Annotated in this window: 10 protein-coding genes and 1 pseudogene; 9 read left to right on the top strand and 2 right to left on the bottom strand. The window is 34.8% G+C overall.

The annotated features are described in order from the left end of the window. The 5 genes from V7024_RS21965 to V7024_RS21945 form a co-directional block, all read left to right on the top strand. Positions 1-644 (top strand): rolling circle replication-associated protein (locus V7024_RS21965; protein WP_335523902.1); only part of this gene is annotated, 644 nt, incomplete at its 5' end. 262 nt (positions 645-906) lie between these two features. Further along, positions 907-1,683, top strand: coding sequence for a recombinase family protein (locus V7024_RS21960; RefSeq protein WP_335523900.1), 777 nt, complete (start codon positions 907-909; stop codon positions 1,681-1,683). 30 nt (positions 1,684-1,713) lie between these two features. After that, positions 1,714-1,866, top strand: a complete 153-nt coding sequence (locus V7024_RS21955) for a hypothetical protein (RefSeq protein WP_335523904.1) — start codon at positions 1,714-1,716, stop codon at positions 1,864-1,866. An 11-nt stretch (positions 1,867-1,877) separates the two neighbouring features. Further along, positions 1,878-2,279 (top strand): recombinase family protein, encoded by a 402-nt coding sequence (locus V7024_RS21950; protein WP_335523898.1) that lies wholly within the window; start codon positions 1,878-1,880, stop codon positions 2,277-2,279. A gap of 13 nt (positions 2,280-2,292) precedes the next feature. Further along, positions 2,293-3,519, top strand: a complete 1,227-nt coding sequence (locus V7024_RS21945) for a recombinase family protein (protein ID WP_335523896.1) — start codon at positions 2,293-2,295, stop codon at positions 3,517-3,519. Between the two features lie 128 nt (positions 3,520-3,647). On the opposite strand, the gene V7024_RS21940 is transcribed toward V7024_RS21945, so the two are convergent. Further along, positions 3,648-4,112: a phage tail protein gene (locus V7024_RS21940; RefSeq protein WP_335523894.1), complete on the bottom strand. Its 465-nt coding sequence runs from the start codon at positions 4,110-4,112 to the stop codon at positions 3,648-3,650. A 21-nt stretch (positions 4,113-4,133) separates the two neighbouring features. Next, positions 4,134-4,613, bottom strand: coding sequence for a GyrI-like domain-containing protein (locus V7024_RS21935; RefSeq protein ID WP_335523892.1), 480 nt, complete (start codon positions 4,611-4,613; stop codon positions 4,134-4,136). Between the two features lie 111 nt (positions 4,614-4,724). Between V7024_RS21935 and V7024_RS21930 the strand changes: the two genes are divergently transcribed. From V7024_RS21930 to V7024_RS21915, 4 genes and pseudogenes are all read left to right on the top strand, one after another. Next, the gene (locus V7024_RS21930; protein ID WP_335523890.1) at positions 4,725-5,687 is read left to right on the top strand and encodes a helix-turn-helix transcriptional regulator; all 963 of its coding nucleotides are present in this window, start codon (positions 4,725-4,727) and stop codon (positions 5,685-5,687) included. Between the two features lie 233 nt (positions 5,688-5,920). Next, entirely contained in the window at positions 5,921-6,565 is a 645-nt protein-coding gene (locus V7024_RS21925; protein ID WP_098916977.1) for a LytTR family DNA-binding domain-containing protein, read from the top strand. Between the two features lie 128 nt (positions 6,566-6,693). Next, positions 6,694-8,208 carry an acetyl-CoA hydrolase/transferase family protein gene (locus tag V7024_RS21920; protein ID WP_335523887.1) on the top strand — a complete coding sequence of 505 codons (1,515 nt, stop codon included), beginning with the start codon at positions 6,694-6,696 and terminating at the stop codon, positions 8,206-8,208. 272 nt (positions 8,209-8,480) lie between these two features. Beyond that, positions 8,481-8,638: pseudogene (locus tag V7024_RS21915) on the top strand (WD40/YVTN/BNR-like repeat-containing protein); the annotation flags it as partial.

Genomic DNA, 8,638 nt, shown 5'->3' with positions numbered 1-8,638 from the left:
GTATTAGTGAGAAGCTATATTTTGATGTACAAGAGAAAAGTTTATCTAAAGTAAGAAAACTGAAAAATAGTGAAATAGATAAATTTATCCATATTATTATCTTGAACTTTAAGGTTAATGACATATTTATTACTTTAACCTATAAAAAGGAAGAGGTTACTGTAAATGAAGCGAGTAAGGATTTTGATAATTGGATTAAACGAATGCGTTGGCGATATGGTGATTTTAAATATATAGCTATACGTTCTTTTCAAAAACGTGGAACTATTCATTATCATATTTTGGTAGATATACCAAGATTACCTAAAGAGGATTTAAAAAATAAAACTTTCGAGAAGATATGGGGACATGGGGAGGTTTATATTAAACGAATTTATAAACTGGGAGTTGTATATTCTCATTCACCTTTATTAAAGTATTTGGTTGGCAATTTAAAGGAGTTTAAAGCTGATGAAAGAGCGTTTGGAAAAAGGTTATATATAAAGAGTAAAAATCTTATTGAGCCTATTGTAATTAAGGGTGACTACAATAAAATTGTAGAGCATCTAAAGAAAGATAAATCCGATTTGGAGCAGATTGATAAACGTAAATGTAGTGTTGAATTTATTGGGAGTATAGAAACCCAAATATATAAAAAAGGATAAAAATTAAAAGTAAAATTAGTTTTAAAATATATATTTTTTAAAATGTCGATAATCCCTCTAATAACGATACATTTAAGAAAATATTTTGGAATTTGGAAAGGTTTAAAAAGATATTTTATAAAGTTACTAAAAAAATTGTCAATTTTTGTTGGAATTGCAATTAAGAAGTAATATGATTTTTATTGTAAAAAATTAACAATTTATATTTTTTTAGATGAACGTTACGTTAATTTTAAATATCGTTACACTAGGGGGATTTTATATGAATGTTATTGGTTATGTCAGGGTATCAACTCAAGGTCAGGCGAAGGAAGGTTATAGTGCTTTATACCAACAAGATGAGATAAGAAAGTTTTGTAAGGAAAATAATTGGACTCTAATTGATATATACAGTGATCTTGGAATTAGTGGTGCGAAGGTAGACGAAGAAACTATGGAAGTAGAAAGAGAAGGATTCCAAAATATGCTTTCGATGCTCCAAACTAAGCAAGTAGACTATGTAGTTGTGCTAAATACCAACCGTTTATGGCGTTCTGATATCGTAAAAGTATTGGTACATCGTGAATTTAATAAACATAAGGTCGATGTGAAAAGTATCGAACAACCTAATTATAGTATCTATAAGAAAGATCCAAATGATTTTTTAATTAATGGATTAATGGAATTGTTAGACCAATATCAAAGGTTAGAAATTGCACTTAAGCTAGGTCGTGGCCGCAATAAGAAAGCTCAAGAAGGTGGATATGCAGGAGGAAGAGCTGCTTTTGGTTATAAAGCTAGAAAAGGCCAAAAGTACATTGAGATTGACGATAAGAAGGCGGAAATTGTACAACGTGTATTTAACTTAAGAGAGATATATCCTAAGTGGTCATTAACTGATTTAGCCAATGAATTAAACAATGAGGGGTTTACTACTGCAAAAGGAAAAAAATTTACGAAAGTACAAGTTAAGCGAATTCTTGATAGAAAATCTTTTTATCAGGGAACGTACAGCTATAGGAATATAAAGGTAAAGGGGAAACATGAGCCTATTATTTAGAAATTAATAAAATTTAAAAGGGTGAGAAGATTGGAAAAGGAAGAAATGGAATTTAATCGTAGCCAGGAAGAATTAAGGACCATGATTATTCCAAGTGTAGAAGAAACGAAATGGAACCAATTAATAGAAATATTAGGTTTAATAATAATTGAAAATTCAAATAAAACAACGTTGGTTAATTAGGAGGAAGAATAATGGATCATAATAAGCGTAAAATTGCTATCTATGTTAGGGTGTCGACAGAAGAACAGGCCAACGAAGGCTTTTCACTACGAGCACAAGAAGATTGTTTAAGAGAATATGCTAAAAATAAGGGCTATGAGGTTTATGATGTCTATATTGATGATGGTTATTCAGGTAAAAACTATAATCGTCCTGAAATACAGCGTCTATTTAAAGACCTTTATCAGGATAAATTTACAGGTATATTGGTTAAATCTGTTGATCGAATATCTAGAAGAGTAAGCGATGTTACTAAGTTAATAGATGACGTTCTTGCGCCAAGAAAGTGTTATGTGTTAGTAAGTGATAATAATTTAGATAGTTCTACAACGGGGGGGAACTGCATTTATTCAATTATTAGCTACGTTTGCTGAATACGAGCGTTCGATGATTGTTCAAAGAGTGAAAGCTGGTATGTCTAAGCGTGCGGAATTAGGACACTGGAATGGTGGGCGCGTACTTGGCTATAATGTTGAAGATAAGGAATTAAAAGTTAACAAGGAAGAATCTGAAATTGTACGTAAGGTATTTAATTTAAGGGCTGAAGGAAAGGGATACAAGGCAATTGCTGTTATTCTAAATCAACAGGGATTTAAAACGAAAAGAGGACAGCTATTTAGTATATGTACGATTAAAACGATTGTAGAGAATCCATTATATATTGGATACTGTAGGTGGGGACGAAAGAAGAATAGGATTGAGGAAACAAGTAAAGAGAAAATAGATGAATATAACCTGGTAAAAGGGAAACATGAACCTATTATTTCTGAGGGCTTATGGAAAAAGGTTCAAGGGGTGAATTATGCTCATAAGGAGAGTATTTCTAAAAATCGTAATTTCAACGGGGAGTTTGTGTTATCTGGTATTTTAAGGTGTCCATCATGTGGGGCAGGAATGGTAATGCATAAAACTAAAAAGCGAGATGGTTCAGGATATCATTTATACTATATGTGTCAGACTTTCCATAGTAAAGGAAAGTTGGCTTGTAAAAGCAATCTTATTCGTAAGGAAGAGATTGAAGATAAGGTAATACAATGTGTTAATAAAATAATTTCAATGCCCTCAATTGTCGATAAGACGCTTGAACGTATTCAAGAAAAAAGAGAATGGGGAATGGAAAGAATAAAAAGTGACTTATTGTATATAAATGAAGAATTAAAAAGAAGGAGAAACCGTATAGTTAAACTTAATAAGGATTACTTTGATGAGAAAATTCGGGTAGAAACATATACGGAGTTATCCGACCCGTTACGGAAAGAGATAGATGAACTTGAAGCTGAAAAACATAAACTAGAAAGAAAAGTAGAAAGCGCTGAAGTGCCAATTACTAAAGAGATGGTTATAAGGGCGCTTGAAAATTTTACTGATTTATATAAACATGCTAATTATGAACTGAAAAAATCTTTATTAAGAGCTATAATTAAGAAAATAGAGGTTCAATCCAACCGTATAGATATAAAGCAAATAACCTATTGGTTTGATTACAATAATAATCAGGGTGACGCTTTACTAGTTAGTAAAGCGGGGAGAACCGTGTCATATCTAAATGAGGTTTTTACGAAAAAAGTAACAGCACCCTCTAATTTGATGGAGAGGTACTGTTTTGTTATTTGAGTGCCTAGATGAACATTTGTTACATGAATAGGTGTTTTGTTCAATTAGGATGTTCTTATCTAAATGAAGAAAAAGAATGAGTAAATACAAAAAACGGCTGAATTCCTCCACTTGCACTTTTGCTTACTTTAATATTCTCCTTTAATTACAAAAAACGAGCCCCGAATTGTTCCAGCTAGTTTAGACTTCTGCCTAGCAAACTTAAACTTCCCTTCTAACTCCTTTGGTATCTCCATCCCCTCAGAAAGCTTAAAACCAACAGCCCGCTTCTTAGGGTCATCAACCGTATACATGACGTTGACCGAAAGACCATCCTCATAAATGACGTAGGTAAATTTGATATTTTCCACTTGAAAACGCGACGTTTCTAAAGGTTTGGCCGCAAACTCAATATCACGTTCTTCTTTCAAAATTCGGTTCACATAATCAAGAGTCTCCGGGCTTTCGCTAGTTGGTACAACCGTAAATTCATGCTTGTATTTGTTCATAAAGTAACGGGCTTCATTAGCACGTAAACCAGCAAGCGCTTCTGCTACAGGTGAAGACTCTAAACCAACCGTAGACACATTTTTAAAATCAACGATATAGGACAATTCCATTCCTCCTTTTATCTCCTATTTCCTAACAACAGGAATCCACATTTCACCAAATACTAAGCCGTTTCGTTGCCCCATCTTAACCGTTGCATTTGGCCCACCAACATAGGCAAAATTCTTTGCTTCTGGCAAGACTTGACCAAAGGCAATGCCGGTAAGCTTATTACTCAACTCATCAGTCGTCTTTCCTTCCCCTTTAACAACTAGGTATTCTCCCTTAGGAAATTGGATAACTCTGGATTCTTCTTGTACCGATGCCTCTGTCATGACGCCAGCATAATGCATCATCTTGTTATTCACCGCTTCGTTCACGACAAAAATGTAGTCATTTGTGGCTATGGCTTTTAAAGTGTCAAGTCTTCCATCTTGTTTGACGGCCCACCAAAAGTCTGCCTTTTCCTTGTTTATGCCAGCATAGTCTGTGTAATCGCTCTTAAGTTCAGTTCCAATACCTAAAACGGTAAAGCTGTCTTTTTCTTCTAGGGTATAATCAGCCATGTTCAAAACCTTCCTTTTTTAAAAAATTAATCAAATGATTTGTCTTTTCACTTGATGAGTTTATAATAGCCTTAAATCATGTCAAAAAATGATACTGTTTAGGAGGTCCCGATGAAAAAAGTTGAACGGATTAATATCATCATGCGGTATATCAACAACCGCGCCCACTTTACAATTTCTGAAATCATGCGAGAATTTAACATCTCTCGTTCGACAGCTATTAGAGATATCAGAGAAATTGAAGCCATGGGGATGCCGCTTGTCGCTGAAGTTGGAAGGGATGGGGGTTATTTTGTCATGAACAACTCTGTCCTTCCCACTGTTCGTTTTACCGATAATGAGATTAAAGCTCTTTTTATTGCCTTTATGGCCACAAGAAATAAACAACTCCCTTATCTAAAGAGTCGTCAGTCTTTAGCTGAAAAATTACTAGGCCTCATCTCAGAAAACCAGCAAGATGACCTTGTTCTTTTAAATCAAACTTTGCTTTTTGAAGGGACCAACCCCAATAATCCCGACCTACTTGATCTGTCAGACCTACCCCATCCTATGTTAGAAAAACTTATCCAAATCCTTCTTTTGGATAGCTATTTATTGATTACTATCAAAGAAGAGAAGGTAATAAAGTCTTATCCCATTTATCTCTTGCACCTTTATCATGAAAAAGGCCTTTGGCTGATTGAAGGTTTTGACTTAAAGGATGAAAAAAGGCAGGTTTTCCCTGTCGACAATCTCACCAATGTCAAAGCATACCCTGCGAAAAAAAGATTAAGTAAGAAAAAGATTTTAGAAAAACTAAGTAAGCAGGAAGAAGTAATTAACCTTGTCCTTGAACTTGGTCCAAAGGCAATTGCCCAGTTCAAAAAATACCATCCTTTAAAAGTTTCAATTTCCTATACGAATCCTTACCAAGCCACGGCCATTCTAAAGACGTTTATCAATGTTAATAATCCCGAGGAATTGACCGAAATAACAAATTGGCTACTTTTCCTAGGTGGGGATATCAAGGTCAGGGAAGTGCCAAAAGAAGTCTTAGAAGGTTTACAAGAGAGATTATGCCTATTCTGCCCATAAGCAGTGCCAGTTAAAAAACAAATAATCTTGAGCTTGGCCAGTTACCAGTTACCCCTTAATTTCTCCATGTTACATTGATCACGGGAACGAACTTAACATGAAATAACTTCTATATTTTTTGTACTGTCTGCTTCACCGCTAATGAACTTCTTTTTAATTGGGAATTTTCTATCAGAATTAGTACAGTTTGGTATTAATAATAGTAGTATAATAGTGAATGAGGTGTTAATAGTATGAAAGATATAACCTTAGGTTTACTACTAGATGTTATTGGTGAATTATTTTCAGATGAAATTTCAATTGCCGTTTCGAATACAGAAGAATATATCTACTATCGGCCGAGTAAACGAATTGATTTAAAAATTAGTGTCGGGGATCCGATAAAGGAAGGGACGATTGCCCATAAAGCGATCGTGACGAAGCAAAAGGTCTCTGAATTTATTAACCGGGATGTTTTTGGTATTCCTTATCATGGAATGGCCGTACCATTTTTAAATAATGGAAAGCTTGAGGGGTGCGTGACGGCAATTTCTCCAGCTTTAACGGATGGAAAGTCGGTCGTTACTTTAAAAACAACAGACGGCTGGATTCCGATTCCTTTTTCAAAGGTCATTTATTTAGAGGCCAAAGATAAGAAGACGTATGTGAATTCAGAAGAGTTATCAGGAACACATAAATACTCCCTGCAAGAATTCGAATATTTGCTTCCGAAGGATTCGTTTATTAGATGCCACCGTTCATTTATTGTAAATGTGAATCATATTAAAGCGATTTATCCTGATACCCATTCTACCTTTGTACTTTCGATGGATAATGGTGAGAGGGTACCGGTTAGTCAATCATACGCCAGTTATTTTCGGAAGCTTCTAGGATTCTAGATTTCTCTGCTTTAGAACCTAGATTCGCTATTTTATTTGAATTTTCCGTATCGTATACTTAAATCCCTATTTTGATAGTGTTAAATGTGTAAAATAATTATGAATATTCATTAAGAGAGGGATTACTTATGGAGAATAATTTGGATAGAATCAGGGACCATCGTCTGAAGGACCGAGTAGTTACACCTAAAGAAGCGGCTTCCTGGATTGAAAGTGGAATGACTTTAGGTTTAAGTGGGTTTACACGTGCAGGTGATGTGAAAGCAGTACCGTTTGCGATTGTGAATCGCGTTAAGGATGATAAATCATTTAAAGTAAATGTCTATACTGGAGCTTCATTAGGTTCGGATGTGGATAAATTATTTGCTGAAGCAGGAATTTTAGGAAAAAGATTGCCTTTCCAGGCCGATCCGACTATGCGAAAAGGAATTAATATTGGAGACTTTTTATTTGTGGATCAGCACTTATCTCACACAGCAGAGCTACTTCGTTCTGACGTTATGGATATAGATGTTGCTATTTTGGAAGCGATTGCAATAACGGAGGACGGAATGATTATTCCAACCACTTCAATTGGAAATTCCTTGGCGTTTGCCCTAAATGCTAAGTCCATTATTATTGAAATGAATATGGCTCAATCTACACAACTAGAGGGGCTGCATGATTTATATGAACCAGGAAAACAAGGGGAAAGATTTCCAATTCCACTCGTTAAATCGGATGATCGAATTGGAACGATCGGTATTCCGATTGATGTTGAAAAAGTGAAGGGTATTGTGTTTACGAACCAACTTGATTCACCATCGACGATTGTTCCTCCAGATGATGAAACTGTTATTATGGCACAGCATTTAATAGGGTTCCTTCGAGAAGAAGTAAAAGTAGGCCGATTAACGAATAGTTTAGCGCCGTTACAATCGGGGATTGGTTCAGTAGCCAATGCAGTACTGCATGGAATGTTAGATTCGGAGTTTGAAGATTTAGAAGTGTATTCTGAGGTATTACAGGATGCGGTCTTCGATCTTATGGATGCTGGGAAAGTACATTTTGCTTCTTGTTGCTCCATCACGCTTTCCGAAGAGAAAATGCAACAGGTATTTTCCAACTTTGAAAAATATCGCGACAAATTAATGATGCGCCCGCAAGAGATTTCCAATCATCCTGAAATCATTCGCCGCCTTGGATTAATCTCGATTAATACTGCTTTAGAATTAGATATATACGGAAATGTCAATTCTACTCACGTGTTAGGTACAAAAATGATGAACGGTATTGGTGGTTCTGGTGATTTTGCGAGAAATGCACGCCTAGCTATCTTTGTTACGAAATCGATTGCGAAAGGTGGTAACATTTCAAGTATCGTTCCTTTCGTCTCTCACGTAGACCATACTGAACATGATGTAGATGTGATCGTAACAGAACAGGGATATGCTGACTTAAGAGGACTGGCGCCAAGAGAAAGAGTGGAACTGATTATTGAGAATTGTGCACATCCAATGTATCGTGACCAGCTACGAGCTTATTACGAAGAAGCACAAACAAGGGGTGGACAAACTCCTCATGTTTTAGAAAAAGCTTTTTCTTGGCATACGAATTATGCTAAAAATGGAACAATGATTGAAAAGGTAGTAGAAACTGTATAGGAAAGTAATAGTAAACCACAAACAGGGGATTACATTTGATATTAAAGAATTGAAGTTAAGTTTTGAATAAACAATATATCTTCTATTCATATACAAGGACAGGCTTACTTAAGTGAGCCTGTCTTTGTATATTTCACTTGAAAAATTTTGGGTTGTTATGATTGAGCATTTAGTTATTTCGAGCGGGTTCCAATGATGATTAAAGGATTATACAAATATTTGGTAAAACAAAGTATACTCAATATAGATAAATATAATCAATTTAATTTGGAGTGATTTTTATACTTAAGCAAAATGCAAAAAGGATATTTATATCATTATTAACAAATCCAATATTAATAATTGGATACGGGATTTTTTGTTATGAGTTAGCTTTATACTGTAAGTATGGAAGAATGAATTATAATATTTATATTTTATTATTATGTAT

Origin of the sequence: Bacillus sp. JJ864 (genome assembly GCF_036963045.1) — a bacterium.
GTDB lineage: Bacteria > Bacillota > Bacilli > Bacillales > Bacillaceae_G > Bacillus_A > Bacillus_A pseudomycoides_C.
This window is presented reverse-complemented; position numbering and strand designations above follow the sequence as displayed.